Source organism: Streptomyces netropsis (assembly GCF_014203545.1).
GTDB lineage: Bacteria > Actinomycetota > Actinomycetes > Streptomycetales > Streptomycetaceae > Streptomyces > Streptomyces netropsis.
Window position 1 is genome coordinate 740,224 of sequence record NZ_JACHJG010000003.1, and the last position, 23,833, is coordinate 764,056.

16 protein-coding genes are annotated in these 23,833 nt (G+C 72.7%); 12 read left to right on the forward strand and 4 right to left on the reverse strand.

Going from position 1 to position 23,833, the window contains the following annotated elements; all coding sequences use genetic code 11:
• Positions 1 to 152 precede the first annotated feature (152 nt).
• The 7 genes from FHS38_RS11180 to FHS38_RS11210 all read left to right on the forward strand — a co-directional run bounded on the left by FHS38_RS11180 (position 153) and on the right by FHS38_RS11210 (position 9,237).
• Positions 153 to 1,826: a beta-N-acetylhexosaminidase gene (locus FHS38_RS11180; protein ID WP_184733304.1), complete on the forward strand. Its 1,674-nt coding sequence runs from the start codon at positions 153 to 155 to the stop codon at positions 1,824 to 1,826.
• A 127-nt stretch (positions 1,827 to 1,953) separates the two neighbouring features.
• A complete protein-coding gene (locus FHS38_RS11185; protein ID WP_184733305.1) occupies positions 1,954 to 4,008 on the forward strand; it encodes a glycosyltransferase family 4 protein in 2,055 nt (684 codons plus the stop codon).
• A gap of 377 nt (positions 4,009 to 4,385) precedes the next feature.
• Positions 4,386 to 5,306 (forward strand): DUF4328 domain-containing protein, encoded by a 921-nt coding sequence (locus FHS38_RS11190; RefSeq protein WP_184733306.1) that lies wholly within the window; start codon positions 4,386 to 4,388, stop codon positions 5,304 to 5,306.
• A gap of 34 nt (positions 5,307 to 5,340) precedes the next feature.
• Positions 5,341 to 6,000 (forward strand): RNA polymerase sigma factor, encoded by a 660-nt coding sequence (locus FHS38_RS11195; RefSeq protein ID WP_184733307.1) that lies wholly within the window; start codon positions 5,341 to 5,343, stop codon positions 5,998 to 6,000.
• Positions 6,000 to 7,040 (forward strand): hypothetical protein, encoded by a 1,041-nt coding sequence (locus FHS38_RS11200; RefSeq protein WP_184733308.1) that lies wholly within the window; start codon positions 6,000 to 6,002, stop codon positions 7,038 to 7,040. Before FHS38_RS11195 ends, FHS38_RS11200 begins: the two co-directional genes overlap by 1 nt.
• Before the next feature lie 315 nt (positions 7,041 to 7,355).
• Positions 7,356 to 8,954 carry an acyl-CoA mutase large subunit family protein gene (locus tag FHS38_RS11205; RefSeq protein ID WP_184733309.1) on the forward strand — a complete coding sequence of 533 codons (1,599 nt, stop codon included), beginning with the start codon at positions 7,356 to 7,358 and terminating at the stop codon, positions 8,952 to 8,954.
• 70 nt (positions 8,955 to 9,024) lie between these two features.
• A complete protein-coding gene (locus tag FHS38_RS11210; protein WP_130879522.1) occupies positions 9,025 to 9,237 on the forward strand; it encodes a hypothetical protein in 213 nt (70 codons plus the stop codon).
• Positions 9,238 to 9,250: 13 nt separating this feature from the next.
• Here FHS38_RS11210 and FHS38_RS11215 read toward each other — a convergent pair whose 3' ends face one another.
• Together FHS38_RS11215 and FHS38_RS11220 are read right to left on the reverse strand one after the other, a co-directional pair.
• Positions 9,251 to 10,435, reverse strand: a complete 1,185-nt coding sequence (locus FHS38_RS11215) for a glutathionylspermidine synthase family protein (protein ID WP_184733310.1) — start codon at positions 10,433 to 10,435, stop codon at positions 9,251 to 9,253.
• A gap of 6 nt (positions 10,436 to 10,441) precedes the next feature.
• The gene (locus tag FHS38_RS11220) at positions 10,442 to 10,786 is read right to left on the reverse strand and encodes a hypothetical protein (protein ID WP_184733311.1); all 345 of its coding nucleotides are present in this window, start codon (positions 10,784 to 10,786) and stop codon (positions 10,442 to 10,444) included.
• A gap of 106 nt (positions 10,787 to 10,892) precedes the next feature.
• Here FHS38_RS11220 and FHS38_RS11225 point away from each other — a divergent pair, with 106 nt between their 5' ends.
• A complete protein-coding gene (locus FHS38_RS11225; RefSeq protein WP_184733427.1) occupies positions 10,893 to 11,762 on the forward strand; it encodes a DMT family protein in 870 nt (289 codons plus the stop codon).
• A 122-nt stretch (positions 11,763 to 11,884) separates the two neighbouring features.
• Here the strand turns inward: FHS38_RS11225 and FHS38_RS11230 are convergent, their stop codons facing one another.
• Positions 11,885 to 12,610 (reverse strand): potassium channel family protein, encoded by a 726-nt coding sequence (locus FHS38_RS11230; RefSeq protein WP_184733312.1) that lies wholly within the window; start codon positions 12,608 to 12,610, stop codon positions 11,885 to 11,887.
• 4 nt (positions 12,611 to 12,614) lie between these two features.
• Positions 12,615 to 13,976 (reverse strand): TrkH family potassium uptake protein, encoded by a 1,362-nt coding sequence (locus tag FHS38_RS11235; protein WP_184733313.1) that lies wholly within the window; start codon positions 13,974 to 13,976, stop codon positions 12,615 to 12,617.
• Positions 13,977 to 14,424: 448 nt separating this feature from the next.
• Here FHS38_RS11235 and FHS38_RS11240 point away from each other — a divergent pair, with 448 nt between their 5' ends.
• The 4 genes from FHS38_RS11240 to FHS38_RS11255 all read left to right on the forward strand — a co-directional run bounded on the left by FHS38_RS11240 (position 14,425) and on the right by FHS38_RS11255 (position 23,822).
• Positions 14,425 to 18,336: a polymorphic toxin-type HINT domain-containing protein gene (locus FHS38_RS11240; RefSeq protein ID WP_184733314.1), complete on the forward strand. Its 3,912-nt coding sequence runs from the start codon at positions 14,425 to 14,427 to the stop codon at positions 18,334 to 18,336.
• 31 nt (positions 18,337 to 18,367) lie between these two features.
• The gene (locus FHS38_RS11245; protein WP_184733315.1) at positions 18,368 to 18,790 is read left to right on the forward strand and encodes a hypothetical protein; all 423 of its coding nucleotides are present in this window, start codon (positions 18,368 to 18,370) and stop codon (positions 18,788 to 18,790) included.
• A gap of 323 nt (positions 18,791 to 19,113) precedes the next feature.
• Positions 19,114 to 19,785 carry a DUF4097 family beta strand repeat-containing protein gene (locus FHS38_RS11250; RefSeq protein WP_184733316.1) on the forward strand — a complete coding sequence of 224 codons (672 nt, stop codon included), beginning with the start codon at positions 19,114 to 19,116 and terminating at the stop codon, positions 19,783 to 19,785.
• A gap of 626 nt (positions 19,786 to 20,411) precedes the next feature.
• Positions 20,412 to 23,822: an ALF repeat-containing protein gene (locus FHS38_RS11255; protein WP_184733317.1), complete on the forward strand. Its 3,411-nt coding sequence runs from the start codon at positions 20,412 to 20,414 to the stop codon at positions 23,820 to 23,822.
• The last annotated feature ends 11 nt before the right edge of the window (positions 23,823 to 23,833 follow it).

Below are 23,833 nucleotides of genomic sequence, written 5' to 3' on the forward strand. Positions count from 1 at the left end.
TGTACGCCACGGTAACGATGCATCTCAGCCACTGTCCGACGGATGCGCGAATTTCATTCGGACGAGAGGGGTTTCGGGCGCGTAGTCGACGCCGGGAGGGGCAAAGGGCAATACCTTCGCCCCAGAGTCGCACCAAATAGGAGATTTGCTCCATGGGACTACCTGGCAGGATCACCCGCGCTCCGATCACCCGCACGCCGATCGCCCGGGGAATCGTGGCGAGCCTCTCGCTCGTCGCCACCATGAGCCTCATGGGCTGCCCGGGGGGCGGCGGCGCGGGCGACGCCCCGACCCCGACCCGGCTCGACTCCCGGTCCCCGTCCGGCGCGGCGACCTCCCCCGGCACCTCCGCCGCCGCGACGTCCTCCGCCCCGGCCTTCGCCGCCGTCCCGGCCGGGCCGCCGCGCACCATTCCCTCCGTACGGTCCTTCACCGCCGCGAGCGGCCCCGGCTGGCGGCCCACGACCGGCGCCCGGGTCGTCACCGACCCGGGCGGCCCGCTCGCCGACGAGGGCCGCCGGCTCGCCCAGGACCTCAATCTCGCCTCCTCCGGCGGCCCCGCCCGCCCGGGCGACATCGAGCTGGCGCTGCGCCCGGGCCAGAGCGGCGGCTCCGAGGGGTACGAGCTGACGACCCGTGACCGCAAGGTCCTGATCACCGGTGCGGCCCAGGCGGGCGTCTTCTACGGCACCCGGACCGTCGTCCAGGCCGTGCGCTCCGGCGGCGGCGTCCCCGAGGGCGTCGTGCGCGACAGCCCCGACCGGCCGCAGCGCGGCCTCAACATCGACACCGCGCGCAAGCACTTCCCCGCCGAGTGGATCGAAGCCAGGCTGCGCGAGATGGCCGACCTCAAGCTCAACATGCTCGGTCTGCACTTCTCCGACGACCAGGGCTTCCGCATCGCGAGCGACTCCCACCCCGAGGTCGTCTCCGCGCAGCACCTCACCAAGGCCGAGGTCCGCCGGATCGTCGCGCTCGCCGGGGAGCTGCACATCACCGTCGTCCCCGAGCTGGACTCCCCCGGCCACCTCGGCGCGGTGACGGACGCCCATCCCGCCCTGGAGCTGCGCAACCGGGCCGGGACCCCCGCCGAGGGCGCGGTCGACGTCACCGACCCCCAGGCCGCGCGCATCGTGGACGACCTGCTGCGCGAGTACGCCCCGCTCTTCCCCGGCCCGTACTGGCACCTGGGAGCCGACGAGTACCGCGCGCTGTTCGCGAAGGACCCGCAGGCCTCCTACCCCCGCCTGGCCGAGCAGGCGCGGGCGAAGTACGGCCCCCAGGCCCGCGTCCAGGACCTGGCCGCGGGCTGGCTGAACGACCGGGCCGCCGTGCTGCGCACCCTCGGCAAGAAGGCCAAGGCCTGGAACGACGGCTTCTTCCGCGGCGGCGTGGTCACCGCCGACAAGGACATCGAGGTCGAGTACTGGACCGGCAAGGAGCTGGGGGCCCGCGAGCCGGTGGAGTACCTGAACGAGGGACGCCCGGTGGTCAATCTCAACGACGAGTACCTCTATTACGTCCTCGGCGAGCCCAACGAGTTCCGCTACCCCACCGGTGAGCGGATCTACGAGCAGTGGTCCCCGGCGGTGCTGCGCGGCCGGGCCGCGGTCCCGGCGAACCTCGCCGGGCCCTCGCGGATCCTCGGCGGCCGGCTCGCCGTCTGGTGCGACCGGGCGGGCGCGCAGACCCCGCAGCAGGTGGCGAACGGCATCCGGCTGCCGCTGGCCGCGCTCGCCCAGCGGCTGTGGGATCCGCGCCCGCCGACCCTGCCGTGGAGGGACTTCTCGGCACTCGCCGGGCGTGTCCGGGCGCCGGGGGCTTAGCCTCCGGGGGTGAACCACGTGGGCCGTCCCCTCGTCACGCGGATACGGAAGGACAGATTCGGGATGCCCGCGTACTCTCCACGGCGGAGTGCGCGCACGCGCGCCCGCGCATCTGAACGAGGGCCCGATGAAGATCGAATTCCTGCTTCACAACGCGTACGGGATCGGCGGCACGATCCGCTCGACCGTCAACCTCGCAGCCGCCCTCGCGGACCGGCACGAGGTGCGGATCGTCAGCGTCAACCGCCCCGTGGACGACCCAGAGCTGACCATCGACCCACGGGTGCGCCTGACCCCCCTCGTGGATCTGCGCGAGGGCACCGAGGGCGACGAGTACGCGGCCCCGCGGAACCAGCTGCCGAGCGAGATCTTCCGTGACGAGCGCATCGACAACGGCCGGATGGCCTCGACCGCCCTCACCGACGACCGCGTCGCCGCCCACCTCGCCGCCACCGACGCCGACGTCGTCATCGCCACCCGGCCCAAGCTCATCGGCTACCTCGCGAAGTACGGCAGCGACCGCTATCTGCGCCTCGGCCAGGAGCACCTGACCCACGAGGCGCACGTCCCCGAGCTGCACGCCGTGATGGACCCGGCGATCGCCGCGCTGGACGCCTTCGCCACCGTCTCCGAGGCCGACGCCGGGCACTACCGGGACGCCCTCCCCGACACCCACGCGAAGATCCTCTCCATCCCCAACGCCGTGCCGGCCCCGGCCGCCGAGCCCTCCACCGGCGACTCGAACACGATCGTCTCGGCCGGCCGCCTCGTGGCCGTCAAGCGCTACGACCGGCTCATCGCCGCGTTCGCCAAGGTCGCCGCCGAGCGCCCCGAGTGGAATCTGCGGATCTACGGCCGCGGCCCCGCCAAGGCCAAGCTGCGCAAGCAGATCGAGGAGCTGGGCCTGTACGAGCGGATCACGCTCATGGGCGCCCGCTCGCCCATCGAGACCGAGTGGTCCAAGGGTTCCGTCGCCGCCGTCGCCTCCGACGCCGAGTCCTTCGGCATGACCATCGTCGAGGCCATGCACGCGGGCCTGCCCGTCATCGCCACCGACTGCCCCTACGGCCCGCGCGAGATCCTCACCGACGGCACCGACGGCGTGCTCGTCCCGCTCGACGACTCCGATGCCGTCGACGCCTACGCCGACGCCCTGCTGAAGCTCACCGGCGACGCCGAGCAGCGCCGCCGCCTGGGCGCCGCCGCGCGCGAGACCGCCCACCGCTACGAGCCCGCGCGGATCGCCCAGCGCTACGAGGAACTCTTCGAGGAGCTCCGCCCGGGATCGACGGCCGAGAAGAAGAAGGGGCTGCTGCGCGGTCTCTTCGGCGGCGGCCGCGCCAAGGGCGCCCCGGCCCCCGCCCCGCAGACCGAGATCGCCCACCCCGTGGCCCGCTGTGCCGTCGAGGCCGACGGCACCCTGACCGTGCGGCTGCGCGCCGAGCAGCTCACCGACGCCGACACCCATCTCCTGCTCCGTCACCGCGGCACCAAGGGCAAGGAGAGCGTGCGCGCCAAGCTGACGGGCCGCCGGGAGCCGGGCGGCTGGGCGGAGGCCCGCTTCGAGCACGCGGCCCTGCCCGAGGGCCGCTGGGACAGCTACGTCGAGCGCTCCGGCGACAAGTCCCGGCGCCGGCTGGCCGCCGGGCTCGTCGAGCAGAAGGCGCTGCTGACCCTGCCCCTCGCGGCGACGGCGGACGGCGTCGCCGCCCGGGTCCCCTACGGGACGAGCGACGGCTTCCTCGCCGTGCGCACCTGGCTGCGCGCCGAGCACGCCGAGGTCACCGAGGTGCGGGTCGGCGCGGACGGCGTCACGCTCACCCTCGCCGCCCACGGCACGGCGTTCGGCGAGGGCGCCGAGCTGGTCGCCCGGCTGCGCGGCGGCGACGGTTCGGTGGGTGACGTGCGCGCGCCGCTCGCGGGCGGCACGGGCTGCCTGCCGTACGGGCCGATGGAGACGCGGCGCGGTGACGAGCAGGATCTGTGGGACCTGTGGGTGCGCCCGGCGGCGGGGGCCGCACTGGTGCGCGTCGGCCGGATCGGCGGGGACTTCGCGGACCGCAAGGGCATCGACACCTTCCCGGCGGCGACCCGTGGGGAGGTGCGGCTGCGCCCGTACTTCACGGTGACCAACGACCTGACGATCACCGTCAAGGACGTCGCCGACGAAGCGGCCGAATAGCCGGGGGCGGCTCCGGACGGAGGACGGCCGGGGCCGCCACCCCCCACAGGAGAGGCCCCGGCCGCCGTCCGGTGCGAACCATGGAGTGGCCCGCACTTCCTACAGCGCCAAGACCCGCGATTGCGTCACACCCGCGATCGGAATCCGTTGTGCCCGGGTGGCGGGGGGCGGTGTGGACGCGGCCGGGCCCGAGCCCGTAACGTGCCCTCTTCCGCCCCTGGTGGGCGCGATCGTCACTGCCTTTTCCCGGTGGCCGGGGTTACGGCCACATCCCCTGGGGGCTGAAGAAGATGTATCCGTGCGGTCACTGCCGCGCTGTCGCCGTCGGTCCGGACGGCCGCTGCGCGGCGTGCGGCTCGTACCAGCAGGCGCCGCCGATGGGCGTGCCGGCCCCGCCGTACCCGTACGCCGGGGCGCTGCCCGTCGGTGGCGTGGACCTGCGCCGCGGGGTGCGCATCGCGCTGACCGTGCTGCTGTGGGTGAACGTGCCGATGCTGCTGCTGGTCATCGGCGCGCGCGGCAGGCACCGGGCGGCGTTGCAGGACTTCCTCGACTCGGGCCTGTCGCTGTCGGCCGCGCGCGAGGTCGACGACGCGGAGGCCTTCGCCGTCGGGGTGGACTTCCTGTACCTGCTGCTGATCGCCGCCACGGCGGTGCTCTGGGTGATCTGGTTCCGGCGGGCGCGGCTCAACGCGGAGTACTTCGCACCGGGCACGCACCGCTTCGGCGCCGGCTGGGCGGCGGGCGCGTGGTTCACGCCGGTCGTCAACCTCTGGTTCCCCAAGCAGATCGCCAACGACATCTACCGGGCGAGCTCCCCGGCGGGCCCGCACAACGTCCGCAAGGGGCTGCTCAACTCCTGGTGGACCCTGTGGGTCACGGGCATGGCGTTCAGCCTCGTCGGGTCGGCCACCTACTCGGGCGCCGACGTGAAGATCCGGGCCCGGGGCTACGACGCCTCCGCGGTCGAGGACGACATCCACACCCTGATGACGGGCGTCTCCTTCACCGTCTTCTCCCGGCTGCTGTTCCTCGTCGCCGCGGTACTCGCGGCGCTCCTCGTGGGGCAGCTGACGAAGATGCAGGAGCAGCGCGCGATGGCGGGCCCGCAGGCCGGGTTCCCCCAGCCCGGCTACCCGCAGCCGGGATACCCGCAGGCCGGTTTCGCGCAGCCCGGACATCCCCAGGCCGGTTTCCCCGGATACCCGCCCGCACAGCCCGGTCCGCAGCCCGGTTCCCCGTACGGCCCCGGCGGCCCTGCGCAGAATCCTTTCGGCAGCGGTCCGGCGGGCTACTGAAGTTCGGTTTTCGTCAGTGGGGCAGGATGAGGGCGTGCAGGGGGACGACGCTGAGCTGACCGTCGCGGTGTGTGCGGCGCAGAACGGGGACGAGACGGCTTTCCGTACCGTCTACCGGTCCGTGCACCCCAGGCTGCTCGGATACGTGCGATCGCTCGTCGGTGACGCGGACGCCGAGGACGTGGCGTCCGAGGCGTGGTTGCAGATAGCCCGGGACCTCGCCCGGTTCTCCGGGGACGCCGACCGCTTCCGCGGCTGGGCGGCCCGGATCGCCCGCAACCGCGCGCTGGACCACATCCGGATGCGCGGGCGGCGCCCGGCCGTCGGCGGCGACGAGAGCGAGCTCGCGAGCCGCCCCGCCGACGCGGACACCGCGGGCGAGGCCCTGGAGTCCCTCGGCACCGGCCGTACCCTCGCCCTGATCGCCCAGCTCCCGCAGGACCAGGCCGAGGCCGTCGTGCTGCGCGTCGTCGTCGGACTCGACGCGAAGAGCGCCGCGGGCGTGCTCGGCAAGCGCCCCGGCGCGGTGCGCACCGCCGCGCACCGGGGCCTGCGGCGGCTGGCCGAGCTGGTCACGGCCGGAACCGGCCAGCAGTCGGCCGACCAGATCCCCGGACAGCGGCAGTCGCCCCCCGGAGCCAACGGTTCTGCGGGTGTGACGCAATTGCGGCCGCGGACGCAGAAGGACATGTGATGGCGGACGACCACCGGTACGACTGGCTGGATGACGACGCCGTGGAGCGGTTGCTGCGCGGCGGAACGGTCGACTCCGCAGCTCTGGACGAAGAGACCCGGCCCGCCGCCGAGCGGCTGGCCGCGAGCCTCGCCGACCTGCGCGCCCCGGCGCTGCCGGGAGCCGGGGCCGACCTGCCGATGCCCGGCGAGGAAGCGGCGCTCGCCGCCTTCCGCGCGGCCCGGGCCGAAGGCGCCCCGGGCGCACGGGCGTCCCTGCGCTCGGTGCGCGGCGGTGCCTCCGGTGCGTCCGTGGCTGCCGACGAGCCCGTCGTGCGGCTCACCACCCCTGCCCGCAACCGCTCGTTCCTGCGCCGCCCCGTCAAGGGCGCGCTGGCCCTGGCCCTGGCCGGGTGCGCGCTCGGCGGGGTCGCGGTCGCCGCCGGAACGGGCGTGCTGCCGGGTCCCTTCGGGAGCACGGGCAGCGCACCGGCGCCCGCCACCAGCGTGTCGGCGGCCGAGGACCGTGACACGCGGACCCTGTCCCCCGGCCTCGGGGACCACGGCGGCACGCCCTCGCCCGGCGCCACCGGCACCCGGCGGCCGAGCGAGAGACCCTCGGCGTCCGGCTCCGCGACGCCGGGCCCCGGCTCGGCCACCGGGCGGGACGGCAAGGACGACGGCCCCGGCGAGAGCCCCTCGGCCACCTCCGGCCAGGGCGGCGACCGCACCGGCACCGACAAGGACGGCGGCGCCAAGCAGGACCCCAAGGCGTACGCCCGGGTGTGCCGTCTGTTGCTGGCCCGTCAGCGCGTCGACGAGGACGAGGTCCGCACCCTGGAGCGCGCCCAGGGCGGCGCGGCGCAGCTGCGCGCCCTCTGCGAGCGGATCCTCAAGGGCGGCGCCGTCCCCGACTGGGACGACGTCCGCCGCAGCTCACGGCCCGTACCGCACTCGCGCAGCGGCTCGCACACCCGGCCGCCGACGCTCCCGGTCCCCCTGCCGCCGGCGCTCCCGGCACCCACCCCGGCGACGCCGCTGTTCGACGTCCTGGCCCGCTGACGCACTCCGTCCCCCACGGCATTCCGCCGGATTCTTCCGACGGTGTGACGTTCGGTGTGACGTTTTTCGACCCGGTGACGCTGAAGGAAATGGGCCGACTGGTCATCGGCCGCGCATGAGCTGGAGTTCCCCCAACAGCCGGCTCTGCGCACCCGGCGCGGGCGGAGCTCTTTCCCCCGGCTCTGCCCGCGCCCCCCTTCCTCCCCCCGCTCGGGGTGCCCGTGCGCGCCCCCGCCCCGGCCCGCTCCCCCGCCGCTACAGTCCGTTGCACAGGCTCTGGTGGTTGCCGGTGACGGCGGCGGGAGGCGTGAACGCATGGCACGCGAGTCGGACGGCACGCGGACGACCGAGTCCGGACTGCCCGTCGAGCCGGTCTACGGGCCCGGGGCGCTCGACGGCTGGGACCCCGCCGAGAAGCTGGGCGAGCCCGGCGCGTTCCCCTACACCCGCGGCGTCTACCCGACGATGTACACCGGCCGCCCCTGGACCATGCGGCAGTACGCGGGCTTCGGCACGGCCGCCGAGTCCAACGCCCGCTACCGGCAGCTCATCGACCACGGCACGACGGGCCTGTCGGTCGCCTTCGACCTGCCCACCCAGATGGGCCACGACTCGGACGCCCCCCTCGCGAGCGGCGAGGTCGGCAAGGTCGGGGTGGCGATCGACTCCGTGGAGGACATGCGGACGCTGTTCGACGGCATCCCGCTCGACAAGGTCTCCACGTCGATGACCATCAACGCCCCGGCGGCCCTGCTCCTGCTGCTCTACCAGCTCGTCGGCGAGGAACAGGGCGTCCCGGCCCGGCGGCTGAACGGCACCATCCAGAACGACGTCCTGAAGGAGTACATCGCGCGCGGGACGTACATCTTCCCGCCGAAGCCGTCGCTGCGCCTGACCGCGGACATCTTCCGGTACTGCGGTGCCGAGATCCCCCGGTGGAACACGATCTCGATCTCCGGGTACCACATGGCCGAGGCGGGCGCCTCGCCCGCGCAGGAGATCGCCTTCACCCTGGCCGACGGCATCGAGTACGTCCGCACGGCCGTGGCGGCGGGCATGGACGTCGACGACTTCGGCCCGCGGCTGAGCTTCTTCTTCGTCTCCCGGACGACGCTCCTGGAGGAGGTCGCGAAGTTCCGGGCGGCCCGGCGGATCTGGGCGCGGGTGATGCGCGAGGAGTTCGGCGCGCGCGACCCCAAGTCGCTGATGCTGCGCTTCCACACCCAGACGGCGGGGGTGCAACTGACGGCGCAGCAGCCCGAGGTGAATCTGGTGCGGGTGGCCGTCCAGGGCCTCGCCGCCGTCCTGGGCGGCACGCAGTCGCTGCACACCAACTCCTTCGACGAGGCCATCGCCCTGCCCACCGACAAGTCCGCCCGCCTCGCCCTGCGCACCCAGCAGGTCCTCGCCCACGAGACCGACGTCACGGCGACGGTCGACCCCTTCGCGGGCTCGTACGCGGTCGAATCGCTGACGGACGACGTCGAGCGGGCCGCGCTCGACCTGATGACCCGTGTCGAGGACCTCGGCGGCGCCGTCGCCGCCATCGAGCACGGCTTCCAGAAGGGCGAGATCGAGCGCAACGCCTACCGCATCGCCCGGGAGACCGACAGCGGCGAGCGGGTGGTCGTGGGCGTCAACCGCTTCCAGCTCGCGGAGGAGGACCCGTACGAGCCGCTCCGCGTGGACCCGGCGATCGAGGCCCGCCAGACCCGACGGCTGGCGGAGCTGCGCGACCGGCGCGACGGGCGGGCGGTGGAGACGGCGCTGTCGGACATGAAGCGGGCGGCGGAGGGCACAGACAACGTCCTCTACCCGATGAAGGAGGCCCTGCGCGCACGGGCGACGATCGGCGAGGTGTGCGGCGCGCTCCGCGAGGTATGGGGCACCCACGTGCCGACGGAGTCGTTCTGACGCACCCCGCGCGGGTGGCGCGGGGCCGCCGGCCCGCGGGGGTGGGGGCGCGCTGCGTCACACTGGTGTCATGTCCTCTCCCCGCCGTACGTGTCCCGTCTGTGCCCGCGAGATCGCCGTCGTCGGCGGTCGCTTCGCGCGGCACGATCCGCCGGGCCGCCGTTCCTCGTTCGAGCTCATCTCCTGCCCGGGGTCGCGCAAGTCCGCGCCCCTGCTGTCGACGGCCCCCCGGCTCTTCGACCCGGACGAGCCGCCGACGCCTGGGCAGCAGCAGCTGTTCTGACGCCCGGGGGCGGTCAGAGGATCACGTGGGGCAGGAAGCGCGCGTAGCCGTCCGTGACCAGGCCGGACGACTCCCGGATACCGAGGCCCGCCGCCTCGTCCTCGACGACCCACGCGCCGAGCACCACGCGGTTGCCGTCGAAGTCGGGCAGCGGCGCCAACTCCTGGTAGCAGCAGGCCTCGTCGCGGACGGGCGCGGCGGAGCCCGGTTCGTGGACGGTGACGCCCGCGCCCTCGCGGCCGAGGAGCGGCTTGGCGACGTAGCCGCGGCCGTGGGCCAGCTCGCGGGGGCCGTCGAGGTAGGCGGGCAGCAGGTTCGGGTGGCCGGGGTACAGCTCCCACAACACCGCGAGCAGCGCCTTGTTGGACAGCAGCATCTTCCAGGCGGGCTCGATCCACAGGGTGGAGCCGGTGCCGCCGCCGTTGTCGAGGGTGTCGAGGACGTGCGGGCCGAAACGGTCCGTGGCCAGCCACTCCCACGGGTACAGCTTGAAGCAGGCCCGCACGAAGCCGTACCGCTCGTCGACGAAGCGGCCGGAGAGCCGGTCCCAGCCGATGTCCTCCATCGAGACGGCCCGGGTGTCGAGGCCCGCCTGTTCGGCGGTCTCGCGCAGGTAGGCGACCGTCATCAGGTCCTCGCCCAGCTCGTCGTCGGCCGAGTGCGCGAAGTACAGCGGCGCGCCGGGCGGCAGCAGGGGGGCCTGCCGCTTCCAGGAGTCGACGAGCCGCTCGTGGAGTGAGTTCCACTGGTCGGCGTCGGGGAAGCGGTCCTCCATCCAGAACCACTGCGGGCTCGCGGCCTCCACGAGCGAGGTGGGGGTGTCGGCGTTGTACTCCAGCATCTTGGCCGGGCCGTCGCCGTCGTAGCGCAGGTCGAACCGGCCGTAGAGGGAGGGCAGTTCCGCGCGCCGCCGCCAGGACTCGGCGATCAGGCCGGCGAGACGCGGGTCGGTGATGCCGAGGTCGGCGAAGCGGCCGGTGTCCACGATGTGCGCGGCGGCCGCGAGGCACATGCCGTGCAGTTCCTCGACGACCTTCTCGAGCTCCTCTATCTCCTCCAGCGCGAAGGAGTAGTACGCGCTCTCGTCCCAGTAGGGCCGCAGCGAGCCGTCCGGGTAGCGGGTCAGGGGATAGACGAGCCCCTGCTCCTCGACGGTGGTCTGCCAGCCGGGCCGGGGCTCTGTGCGATGGCGGCGCATGCTCGCTCAGCCACCGCCCGAGCCGGAGCCGGAGCAGCCGAAGCCGCCGCGGTCGACGGCCTGGCTCTTGCTGAACGTGCCGCGGTCGGAGAAGCCGCCGGACTTGTTGCCGTCGTAGTACCAGCGTCCGGAGGAGGAGCTGCCGCCGCTTCCGCCGCTGCTGCTGCCGCCGCCCTTGCCGCAGGCCTTGGAGTCGACGACCTTGTAGCCGCGCGAGACGTCGTAGCTGTTCGGGTCGACACAGCGCTTGTCGGGTTCGGAACCGCAGGACGTCAGGGCGGTGGCGAGCACTCCCATTCCGCCCAATACGACCGTACTGGACCGAAGTCGTCGTCGTGCCTTCGCTGCCATGTGGCTGACCCCCGTCAACTCGGACCGATTGAAGTCCGTTCACCCTAAGGGGCGCGTCCCGGCATCGGAACTCAGGGCGTTCTACAGTCGGTATGTGCTTTTGGGGATGATCTGCGCACTCGGTTCGGCGGTCTGCTTCGGCACCGCGTCCGTCCTCCAGGCCGTCGCGGCCCGGGCCACCGCGCCCGGCAGCGGCTCGGGCGTGGACACGGTGCTGCTGATGCGCGTGCTGCGCCAGTGGCGCTATCTGGTGGGCCTGGCCCTCGACGGCCTCGGCTTCGCGCTGGAGCTGGTCGCCCTGCGGTCCCTGCCCATCTACGCCGTCGGCGCCGCGCTCGCCGCGAGCCTCGCGGTGACGGCGGTGGTGGCCTCCCGGGTGCTGCGGGTGCGGCTCAGCGGGGTGGAGTGGGCGGCGGTGGGCGTGGTGTGCGGGGGCCTCGCGATGCTGGGCCTGTCCTCCGGTGCGGAGGGGGACGAGACGGGCTCCCTGGCCCTGCGCCTGGGGACCCTGTGCGTCGCGGCCGGGGTGCTGGGCCTGGGCGCGCTGGCCGGGCAGCTCCCCGGCCGGGCCCGGGCGGCGGCCCTCGGCCTGGGCGCGGGCATCGGCTTCGGGGTGGTGGAGGTGGCGGTCCGCCTGGTCGACGACGTCTCACCGGGCGCACTGGTCACCAATCCTGCCGCCTATGCCGTACTCCTCGGCGGCGGCGCGGCCTTCCTGCTGCTGACGTCCGCGCTGCAGCGCGGCTCGGTGACGGCGGCCACCGCCGGCATGGTCATCGGGGAGACGCTCGGCCCGGCGCTGGTCGGCGTGATCTGGCTCGGCGACCGCACCCGGCCGGGGATGGCCCCGCTGGCGGTGGCGGGTTTCGTCCTGGCGGTGCTGGGCGCGCTGGCGCTGGCACGGTTCGGGGAGGCGCCGGCCGCCGACGTCGGCGAACGCCCCACGGGCTCGTCCTCAAGCGCCGGACGGGCTTGATCTCGGCCGGCCTCAGCCCGTTCCGGCCCGTCCGGCGTCGAGGACACCGCCGCACGGCGGCAGTGCGCACGACACGGCCCGCGGTCGTGGATCCGCCGGACGGGCCTTGCCTACGAGGAGCCTCACATCATTTCGGCGAAGGTCTCCACGGCCTGGGTCCGCCCGGTGGCGATGATGATGTCCCCGGGCCGTACGACCGTCTCGGCGGTGGCGTACGTGAAGTCCTCCCCGGCGCGCTTGATGCCGACCACCGTGATCCCGTACGTGGAACGGACCTTGAGTTCACCGAGCGGCCGCCCGGTGGCGCACGCGGGTGCGACGGTCTTGGCCAGGGCGTAGTCGTCGTCGAACTCGATGAAGTCCAGCATCCGCCCGGTGACGAGATGCGCCACCCGCTCCCCCATGTCCTGCTCGGGCAGCACCACGTGGTGGGCGCCGACCCGCTCCAGGATCCTGGCGTGCTGACGGCTGACCGCCTTGGCCCAGATGCGCGGGACGCCCGCGTCGGTGAGGTTGGAGGTGACCAGGATGCTCGCCTCCAGATCGTCGCCGATGCCCACCACGGCCCTCGGGAACTCCGCCACCCCGAGCTGCGCCAGGGCCTCGGGGTCGGTGCAGTCCGCCGCGGCCGCGTGCGTCAGCTCGTCGCGCAACCGCTGCACCAGGGCGGCGTCGCTGTCCACGCCCAGGACGTCCCAGCCGCGGCGCACGAGTTCGGTGCCGAGCGAGATCCCGAAGCGTCCCAGCCCGATGACCGCGACCCGCAGGTCGTCGGCGCCGGGGCCGACGGCGGCGCCCCGGCGGGACGTACGGCGGATGCGGCGCGGGCCGCGGCGGAGTCGGTCCATGTGACTAGCCAATGACGGGTCGCTCCTCGGGCAGCTGGTAACGGCGGCCGCGCACGCGCAGCGCGAGCGCGGAGGCGAGGGTGATCGGGCCGAGCCGGCCGAGGAACATCAGCGCGATCAGGATCAGCTGCCCGGCCGCGGGCAGGTCGCCGGTGATGCCCGTGCTCAGCCCACAGGTGCCGAACGCCGAGGTGGCCTCGAAGAGGACGGCTTCCAGCGGTTCGTCGCCGATGGTCAGGAGGACGATGGTGGCGAGCATGACCGCGCCCACGCCCAGCAGCGCGACGGTCAGCGCCTCGCGCAGGACCGAGGGCGCGACCCGGCGGCCCATCACCTCCACCGCGGTGTCGCCGCGCGCCTCGGCGAGGATCGCCGCGGCCAGCACGGCGAAGGTGGTGACCTTGATTCCGCCCGCGGTACTCGCGCTGCCGCCGCCGATGAACATCAGCACGGTGGTGCCGAGCAGGGTCGCGGGCTCCATCTCCCCGACGTCGACGCTGTTGAAGCCCGCCGTGCGGGCGGTGACGGCGTTGAAGAAGCCGCCTGTGAGCTTGTCGGGCCAGGACAGGGGCCCGAGGGTGCCGGGGTTGCCCCACTCCAGGAGCAGGGTGAAGGCGCCTCCGGCGGCGAGCAGGGCGGCGGTGGTGAGGAGGGTGAGCCGCGTGTGCAGCGACCAGCGGCGGGCGGACCGGAGAAAGGCGCCCGAGCGGCTGCTGCGCAGCAGTTCGAGGAGCACCGGGAAGCCGATGCTGCCGAGGACGCAGGCCAGGGCGATCGGCAGCATGACCCAGATGTCCTGGGCATGGCCGACGAGATTGTCGGGGCGCAGCCCGAATCCGGCGTTGTTGAACGCCGACACCGCGTGGAACAGCCCCTGGTACGCCGCTTCCCCGATGGGCTGCCCACGGCCGAAGTGGAAGCGCAGCGTCAGCCAGACGCCGATCGTGATCTCCACGGCCGCGGTGATGACGGCCACCCCGCGCAGGACCTTGCGGACGTCCCCGATGCCGAGGCTCTGCGTCTCGGCCTGGGCGGTCAGCTGGAGGCCCAGCCGGAGTCTGCCGGAGACCAGCAGTCCGAGGAGGGAGGCGAGGGTCATGATGCCGAAGCCGCCGAGCTGGATCAGGCTCAGCACCACGACCTCGCCGAACGTGCTCCAGTGCCGGCCGGTGTCGACGACGGACAGCCCTCCGGACATCGCGCCGGTCGCGGTGAACAAGGCCGTCAGCGCGCTCGTGGCCCGTCCGCTCTCCGCCGACACGGGCAGCATGAGCAGCCCGGCCCCGATCACGATGACCACGACGAAGGCACCGACCAGCACCCGCGCCGGGTGGGCCAGCAGCGCTGCCCACCGCGTGCGGTCCATGCCGTGCCCCTTCGTCTCCGACGCCGCCACCAAGCTACTGGCAAGTGGGGACGAAGAGGGCATATGACGCCTTCGCGTCACATCTCGCCGCGGACGAGAAGGGGGCCGGATGGCGGCGGACGCACGAAGGGCGCCCACCCATTACCCGGACACGCCTTTTCGAATGACGGCTATTTCAGCAGTCACCTAATCGCCGCGCGGCCTCGTCGCCGCGCATAAGCATCGAATAAAGGGCCCGGTCGCAACGTATCACCCGGCTGCCCCGACGCATAATCAAGTCCCTTTCCCCGGACGGAATTTCGCCTTCCATATAAAGCGAGTTGACGGTCCCTCACCAGCGCTTATGCTCAGCCAGCCAATACATGGCATCTCCAAGCACGTTGGAAGGGCCGACTCGGTGAAGAGAAGTGTCTACTCCGCGAGAGCGAGAAGGCAGACGAATACCGGCATGCGCGGTGCGTGCCTGACAGTGGTGTCCCTGGCCCTTGTCGCGGGATTGCTCGGCACGAGCCCCGCAACGGCCGACGCGGCGGACGACGTCAGCATCGTCAACCCCGTCCCGGCGACCGAACGCGGCCGAATAGTCGACCTGTGGAAGACCGGCGGCCCCGGCGTCAAGGCCGCCGCGGAAGCGGCCCTGTTGGGAAGTGACGCGGATGTCAGCCGCTTCCTCGACAGCGAGAAGGAACTCGCCGAACTGCACGACGACCGCGTGGCCACGGTCCAGGTGTTCACCCTGGGCGGCCGTGGGGTGCGCGAGGCCGCGAAGCAGGCCCTCGCCGGCTCCCGGGAGGAGCTGCGGACGTTCCTGAGGAGCGGCTGGCAGGCTCCGATGGAGCAGGACCAGCGGGTCCGGGTCATGCAGATCGTCACCGCGGGCGGCAGCGGCGTCCAGGAAGCCGGCAAGGCCGCGCTCAAGGGCACGCCGGAGGACATCCGCAGGTTCCTCGACGAGGGCCAGTACCCGGCCCGGGAGGCCGACGACCGGGTACGGCTCATGCAGATCATGAGCGCCGGCGGCCCCGCGACGAAGGAGGCCGCCAAGGTCGCCCTCGCGGGCTCCATCGACGACATCCGGGAGTTCCTGGAGGTCGGGCAGAACGTGGCCCGCGCCCGGGACGAGGAGCGCTCCACGGTCGCCCAGCTGGCCGAGCGCGCCAAGGAGGCCGGCAAGCTCGCCAAGCGGGAGACCGACGCCGCGAAGGAAGCCTCCGAGCGTGCGGTGATGGCCGCGAAGCTGGCCAAGGAAGCCGCCCAGACGGCGGCCAAGGAGACCGACGAGGCCCGTAAGGACTCCAAGCGGGCGGCGAACGCCGCGGGCCGGGCGGCGGAAGCCGCGACCGGTGCCGCCGAGGCCGCCCAGGAGGCCATCGGCGCCGCCCGCGCGGCCAACACCTCGGCCCGCATCGCGGCGAGTGCCGCGTCGCAGGCGGCCGAGGCCGCCGCGGGTGCCGCCGAGGCCGCCGCGCGCGCACGTGGCGCCGCGGCGAACGCGGCGACCGACGCGGGTCAGGCTTCGGCCGCCCGCAAGGCCGCCGAGGACGCCCGCAACGCCGCCAAGGGCGCACGGCTCGCTGCCGACGCAGCGGTAGCGGCGGGCGAAGCGGCGACCCAGGCCGGTGAGGCGGCGGCAGCCGCGGCCGGTGCGGGCGCCAACGCCACCGCCGCCGCGGACGCGGCCGACGAGGCCGGCAACTACGCCGACGCCGCCGGTGCGCAGTCCGCCGTCGCCAGGGCCGCCGCGGCCGCCGCCCGTCGCCACGCACGCGAGGCGACCCGCGCGGCCAACGCGGCCCAGTCGCTCGCCCAGCAGGCCGCGAGCGCGGCCTACCAGGCGCGCGACGCCGCCACCTCGGCGGCCGAGCACGCGGAGAAGGCGGCGGAAGCCGCCGAGGAGGCCGCGAAGCACGCCGGTGAGGCGGCGAAGGCCGCCTCGGAGTCCACCGCCCACGCGGAGGCCGCCAAGAAGGCCGCCGACGTGGCGTCCAACGCCGTGGACAAGGCCCGTACCGTCCAGGAGATCGCCCGCAAGGTCGAGGACGAGGAGCTCAAGTCCCGTACCGCCGGGGCGATCGAGCAGGCCAAGGACCTCAAGGTCGCCGACAACGAGCGCAAGGCGAAGGCCGCCGAAGGCGTCAAGGAGGCCAAGGCGCTGGACGAGGAGGCGACCCGTCTCGCCACCGAGGCCGCCAAGCCCGGTACGGACACCAAGCAGGTGGCCGAGAAGGGCCGTCGGGTCGCGCTGCTGGCGATGAAGACCCGTGGCCCCTGGAGCCGCACCGCCGCCGAGACGGTGCTCGCCGCTTCGGACGACGCGGTCCGTGCCTACGTGCGGTCGGGCTGGAAGACGGCCGCGCAGCAGGACGAGCGCGCCCGCGTCGAGCGACTGGTCGACGAGGCCGACTCGGAGTCCGTGCGCAAGGCCGCGGCGGAGGCCCTCAAGGGCGACGCCGCGAAGATCAGCGAGTTCCTCCGCACCGGCCAGCACCAGGCGGCGGTCGACGACTACCGCGTGAGCGTGGTCCAGATCGCCAACAACAGCAAGCGGGGCATCCAGGAGGCGGCCAAGGCGGCGCTGAAGGACGGCTCCCCGACGAAGCTGCGCGAGTTCCTCAACGAGGGGCAGTACGCGGCCCGCGAGGCCGACGAGCGCGTCGAGGCCGTGCAACTGCTGAGCACCGGTGGCGCCGAGGTCAAGGCGGCCGCCCGGGTCGCCCTGGAGTCGCCGCCGCTGCTGCTGCACGCGTTCATCCAGAACGGCCAGTTCAAGGCCGCGCGCAAGGACCAGCTCACCGCCACCCACGTGGCCGAGGTCAAGAGCCTCATCGCCGGGGCCTCCGTGGTCGCCGCGACGGCTCAGCAGGACGCGGCGGAGGCGGCGCGCGTCGCGGCCCTCGCCCGTAAGGCGTCCGAGGAAGCAGACGGCTGGGCCAGGCAGGCCGCGGACTCCGCCAAGCAGGCCAAGGGCTACGCGGCGGACGCGCTGAACTCCGCCAAGCAGGCCGCGGCGTCGGCGCTGGACGCGGCCAAGTCGGCCAAGACCGCCCGTGAGGCCGAGGCCGCCGCCAAGCGCGACGCCCGTGACGCGGAGAACTCCGCCGCCCGCGCGGCCGTCTCCGCTTCCTGGGCCCGCTCGTCGGCCGACGAGGCCTACGCCGCCGCGGACGAGGCCCGTGCCTCCGCCACGGCCGCGGGCAAGGACTCCGAGGCCGCCGGCAAGGCCGCGGACGAGGCCTACGAGATCGCCGTCGCCAAGCAGCGCGCCGAGGACGAGGCCCGCCGCCGCGAGGAGCAGCTCCGCAAGGAGCGCGAGGAGGAGCTCCGCAAGCAGGCCGAGAAGGAGGACGACGGCTGGGGCTGGGGCGACTGGGGTCACCTCGCCCTCGACGTCGTGGGCGCCGTGCCCGGCATCGGCTCCATCGCCAACGGCGTCAACTGCGCCTGGTACGGGGCCGAGGGCGACTACGGCAACGCCGCCCTCTCCTGTGCTGCCGCCATCCCGATCGCCGGTGAGGCCGCCACGGCGGCCAAGCTCGCCAAGTACGGCGACAAGGGTCTCGGGTTCATCAACGGCCTGCGGAAGGCCTGCAAGAACAGCTTCACCCCGGGCACGCCCGTGCTGATGGCCGACGGTTCCGTCAAGCCCATCAAGGACGTACGGACCGGCGAGAACGTCCTGTCCACCGACCCCGAAACGGGCCGGACGGAATCACAGCCCGTCGACGGCGTCATCGTCGGCAACGGCGTGAAGCAGCTGGTGAACCTCACCGTCGACACCGACGGCGACAAGGGCGACGCCACCGGCACGGTCACCGCGACCGCGGGCCACCCCTTCTGGCTCGCCGACAAGCGCGCCTGGGTCAAGGCCGGCGACATCAAGCCGGGCGGGGAGCTGCGCACCCCGACCGGTACGACGGTCAAGGTCACGGCCACGGACGCGCGGACGGCGACGCAGCAGGTCTTCAACCTCACCGTCAACTCCATCCACACGTACTACGTGCTCGCGGGCCGGACCCCGGTCCTCGCCCACAACGCCGAATGCAAGATCGACACCATCGCCAACGACTGGGCCGCCAAGGGCTTCCACGTGAAGCTGCCGGGCAAGGGCAGCGCCGGCGAGGTCTCCGTCTCCGCCGACAAGTCCGGTGCGATCACCTACCGGTCCACGTTCTCCGGCAAGGCGGGCAAGGAAGCGCTGGCAGCGGCCAAGCGGAGCTTCGGCAATGCCGCGTTCCAGAAGAAGGCCCTGGAGGCGGCCGAGAAGGGGCTGAAGTACCTCAAGGAGAATCACAGCTTCAGCAATGAGATCCCCGGCCTGGAGCGCCTGGTGGAGACACTGAAGAAGCTCACCACCCCGTGAGCGACGAACCGATGAGTGAGGAGCGACCCTGATGAACGCCCTCCTGCGCTTCATGCGCACGGGAGAGCTGGGCGCGGCCGTCCCCGGCACCGACTACCGCGACATCGTCGCGCTCTGGGGAGAGCCGGACGGCATCGCCAGCGAGGACCCCGTCTTCTGCCTGTACGGAGACGTACAGCTGGGGTTCTCCGCCGAGGGCTCGCTCAACCACATCGCGGTCGAGCCCGACGGGGACACGGCCTCCGTCCCCGGTGACCGGGGCACGTTCTCCGACGAGCGGGTCCCCCGCCTGTCGGAGGCCCTGGCCCGACTGGCCGAGGACGGCTACGGCGCGACGAAGTGCGCGCCGTTCGTCCCGGACGAGACGTGGTGGCGGATCGACCGCTCCGGCGTCGTCGTCGCGGACGACCCGGACGACCGCCTGACGGCGATCCTCCGGACGCTGAGCGCCTAGGCGGCACCACCGCATCATCGAAGTGAGCCCGAGCAGTTGCTGCTCGGGCTCACTGCTTTCCGCCCGAACTCGGCTCGGCAGTGCCGCCTGGGGTCGCCTCGTGGTCCATGACGCCTCGAGCATGGCGTTCACTCCCAGCCCATTGCAACGAACTGAGGGGCTCCCGTTGCATTTAACGCGAGGCCGTCGCAACGATCTTGCGGCTTCTACCTGCGATGATGCTGATTTAGCGCAACGAACTTGTTGCCGCGCGATGGAAAGCAACGTAGCTTTTCCTTCGTCAGAAACGACGAGCCGCAGACAACGAGTCACAGGAGAGCACGATGCAGAAGTTCGCCACCACCGCCCCGATCGCCGCCGTCCTCGACATCCAGGCCGGCCGGGTGCAGGTCATCGCCGCCGACCGCGCCGACACCGTCGTCGAGGTCCGGCCCGCGGACCCCTCCAAGGGTCGGGATGTGAAGCTGGCCGAGCAGACCACGGTCGAGTACGGCGACGGCGTCCTGCGCATCACGGCCACGGCGGAGACGAAGAACCGGATCCTGGGCCCGTCCGGGTCGGTCGAGGTGACGGTCCAGCTGCCCGCGGGTTCCCGGGTCGAGGCGAAGGCGGCCGCCGCCGAGTTCCGGGGCGTCGGGCGGCTCGGCGACGTCGTCTTCGAGGGCGCGCAGGGCCCGGTCAAGCTCGACGAGGCCGCGAGCGTCCGCCTGACCGTTCTCGACGGTGACGTCTCGGTCGGCCGCCTGGGCGGTCCCGCGGAGATCAGCACCCAGCGGGGCGGCATCCACATCGCCGAGGCCATGAGCGGCACGGTCACCCTGAGCACCCAGCAGGGCGACATCTCGGTCGGCGCCGCCCGCGGTGTCTCCGCCTCCCTGGACGCCGGCACCGGCTACGGCCGGATCCACAACTCGCTCAAGAACGCCGAGGGCGACGCCGCCCTGAACATCCACGCGACCACCGCCCACGGCGACATCGCCGCCCGCAGCCTCTGACCCACCGGCCCCGCCGTGACAGCGCGGACCACCTCCCGCAACGCGTCCCGACCGAGGGCGGCGTACCCCGACACCGTCGGCGAACGCCGCCCCTTTCCGGCTTTGCCGGGGACTGTTGCCGTTAGGGGTGCGGGTGGGGCCTTCGGCGACGGCGTGAAAAAAATTTACGGCAAAAAAATCCGGGGCGCCGAAGCGAAAACGCGGGCAGCCGGGCAGGACCGCGCGTAAGAGCGACATAAAGGCGGCGCCCACAATCTACCACCAGCCTTGACTTTGCCTTATCTTGACGGTTACTCAGACCACACTTCCGTGATTCTTGGCGACCTACCGCAAGTAACCGAATGACGGGCTCATGACATACACCCCACCACCTCGCTCAATCTGGAGCGAATAACTCCGGTTAATCGCCTTCCAGTTGTCGAATCAAGCCATAGTTATGCTCTGTCGGCCGAAATTCGGCGAACCCGACCTGACCGTGCGGGTTGCATTCGATGGGAAGCATCAACGTGAACAGATCTGGGGGGAGATGGGGGCGCGGCATACGCACGTTGTGCGCGGGTGCCCTTTCGCTCTCTATTGCCGCGGGGGCGCTGGGCGCGAGCCCGGCGGCGGCCGACGAGGCCGCCGTGGACAGCCCGATCCCCGCTACCGACCGCGGACGTGTGGTCGAGCTGTGGAGGTCGGGCGGCCCGGGTGTCAGGGCGGCGGCGGAAGTCGCGCTCATGGGCACCGACGAGGACGTACGCCGGTTCCTCAGCAGCGAGAAGGACATCGTCCAGCTGCACGACGAGCGGGTCGCTCTCACGCAGTTGTTCGAGGTCAGCGGCCGGGGCGTGCGCGAGGCCGCCAAGACGGCGCTCAACGGCAGCCGCGATGACCTGCGTACGTTCCTGAAGGACGGCTGGAAGGCCCCGCTGGAGCAGGACCGCCAGGTCCGCGTCATGCAGATCGTCAGCGAGAACGGCGGCGCCACCAAGGAAGCCGGCCGGGCCGCGCTCAACGGCGGCCCGGAGCAGGTGCAGGAGTTCCTCGAGGAGGGCCAGTACCCGGCTCGCGAGTCCGACGACCGGGTCGAGCTCACCCAGATCGCGACCACGGGCGGCCCGGCCACCAAGGCCGCCGCGAAGCTCGCGCTCAGCGGCACCATCGAGGACGTCCGCGAGTTCCTCGCGGTGGGCCAGCACGTGGCCCGCGCCCGGGACCAGGAGCGCGCCTCCGTCGCCGAGTTGGCCGAGCAGGCCAAGGCCGCAGGCGCGCGGGCCAAGCGGGAGACCGAAGCCGCGCAGGAAGCCTCCGCGCGTGCCGTCGAGGCCTCAAAGCTGGCCAAGGAAGCCGCCCTGAAGGCGGCCAAGGAAACCGACGAGGCCCGCAAGGACTCCAAGCGCGCCGCGAACGCCGCAGGCCGGGCCGCCGAAGCCGCCCGTGGCGCGGCAGCCGCCGCGCAGCAGGCCATCAGCGCGGCCCGCTCCGCGAACCACTCCGCACGGGTAGCGGCGTCCGCCGCCTCCCAGGCTGCATCCGCCGCCGCCGGTGCGGCCGAAGCCGCCTCCCGGGCACGTGGTGCCGCAGCCGCCGCTGCCTTCGACGCGGGCCAGGCGTCCACCGCACGCAAGGCGGCGGAAGAAGCGCGGAACGCGGCCAAGGGTGCCCGCATGGCGGCCCAGGCCGCCACACAAGCCGGTGTCGCCGCCGACGCCGCCTCGGGTGCGGCAAAGGCTGCCGCGTCCGCGGGCGCGAACGCCGACGACGCGGCCAACGCGGCCGGCGAAGCCAGTGGCTACGCCGACGCGGCCGGTGCGCACTCCGCCGAGGCAGCAGCCGCTGCGGCCTCCGCGCGTCGCCACGCACGCGAGGCGACCCGTGCGGCCAACGCCTCCGAGGCGCTGGCCCGGGAGTCGTCCGCTGCCGCCTACGAGGCGCGGGACGCGGCCAACGAGGCCGCCGAGCACGCCGAGAAGGCAGCCGACGCCGCCGAGGAAGCAGCCAAGCACGCCGGCGAGGCGGACAAGGCGGCCAAGGAGTCGACCGCCCACGCCGTCGAGGCCAAGAAGGCCGCCGACACCGCCACGAACGCGGTGGCCAAGGCCAACAAGATCTTCGAGATCACCCGCAAGACCGAGGCCGAGGAGCTCACCGCTCGCACCGCCGCCGAGATCGAGCGGGCCAAGGACCTCAAGGCCGAGGACGACGCGCGCAACGCCAAGGCCGCCAAGGCGGCCCAAGAGACCAAGGACCTCGACGCCGAGGCGGCACGCCTCGCGGACGAGGCCACCAAGTCCGGCGCGGACACCAAGCAGGTCGCTGAGAAGGCCCGCCGGATCGCGGTCATCGCGATGAAGACCCGTGGTCCCTGGAGCCGTGCCACCGCCGAGGTGGCGCTCGCCGGTTCCGACGGGACCGTCATCGACTACCTCCGCACCGGCTGGAAGAAGGCCCCCGAGCAGGACGACCGCGCGCGCGTCCAGCGCCTGGCGGTCGAGCCCCGGACGGTCGAGCTCCGTACGGCGGCCCAGCAGGCGCTGACCGGCGACGCCCAGCAGGTCCGCGCCTTCCTGGAGTCCGGCGCGGACAAGATCATGCTGGACGACTACCGCGTGCGCGTCACGCAGATCGCCACCTCCAGCGGCCGCAGCGTGAAGGAAGCGGCGATGGCCGCGCTCAAGGACGGCAGCGCCGACAAGCTCCGCGAGTTCTTCACCACGGGCCAGTACACCGCCCGCACCACCGACGAGAAGGTCCAGGCGACCCAGCTCAGCGGCGGGGGCCCCGAGCTCAAGGCCGCGGCCCGCATCGCCCTCGAAGGCCCGCCGCAGCAGCTGCACCGGTTCATCGCGGCCGGCCAGTACCAGGCCAAGCGCAAGGACATGCTCGCGGCGGCGCACATCGCCGACGTCCAGCACCTGATCGCCGGCGCCGCCGGCATCGCCGCCGGGGCGCAGAAGAACGCCGCCGAGGCCGCCCGGGTCGCCGCCCTTGCCCGCAGGGCCGCGGACGAGGCCAAGGACTGGGCGAAGAAGGCCGACGAGTCCGCCGGCCAGGCCAAGAAGTACGCCGCCGACGCCAACAAGTCGGCGAACGAGGCCGAAGCCTCCGCCGCCCAGGCCAAGGAATCGGCGAAGTCCGCCCGTCAGGCCGAGGACGACGCCAACCGCGCCGCCGCCGACGCCATCGACTCCGCTGCCCGCGCGCAGAGTTCAGCCGACTCGGCACGTGGCTCCGCGGACGTGGCATGGACCGCCGCCAACCAGGCACGCAGCTCGGCCACCGCCGCCGGAAAGGACTCGGAGGCCGCCGACAAGGCATCCGCCGAGGCCTACACGATCGCCGTCGTCAAGCAGAAGGAAGAGATCGAGCGGCGCCAGAAGCTGCTGGAGGCGTGGAAGAAGAAGTACGCCGAAGCCGAGAAGGCCGCCAAGGACAAGGACGACGGCTGGATCCCCGACTGGCTGGAGAACGGCGCCAAGACGGTCGGAAACTACGCCACGGAGCTCCTGAACCCCGACGTCATCGTCGGCGCCGGCGAAACGGCTCTCGGCATCTTCATGATGGGAGTCGGCGGCTCGGGTGACATCGCCGGCGGCGCCCTCTGCCTCACCGGCATCGGCTGCCTGGCCGGAGCCCCGGCCATTGCCGTCAGCACCGGTCTCATCGTCGGCGGCGGGTTCACCATCGGCGACGGAGTCCGCCGTATCGACGAGGGCGTCGGAACGGCACTCCGTAACGCTCGCAACAAGGGCGGCGGCGGTGCCAAGAAGGAGCCGGAAACTCCGAACATCGTCCACGACGGCGTCGATGATATCGTCCAAAGGGGCCGTCCCCAACGCCTCGACGATAACGGGAACCCCGACTTCTTCGAGGTACGCACAGGGGGAAATAATCCGACTCCGCCTTCCATCGCAAGGAAGTGGGGCGGCGCCGAAATCTACGACATCGAGAACGGCGGGAACTCGTACCGGATCCTCATCAACAAGCACGGGGACATCGGCTGGGTGGTCAACCACAACTACAACAAGATCACCCCGTACAAGCCTCGATGATCCCGTAGAGA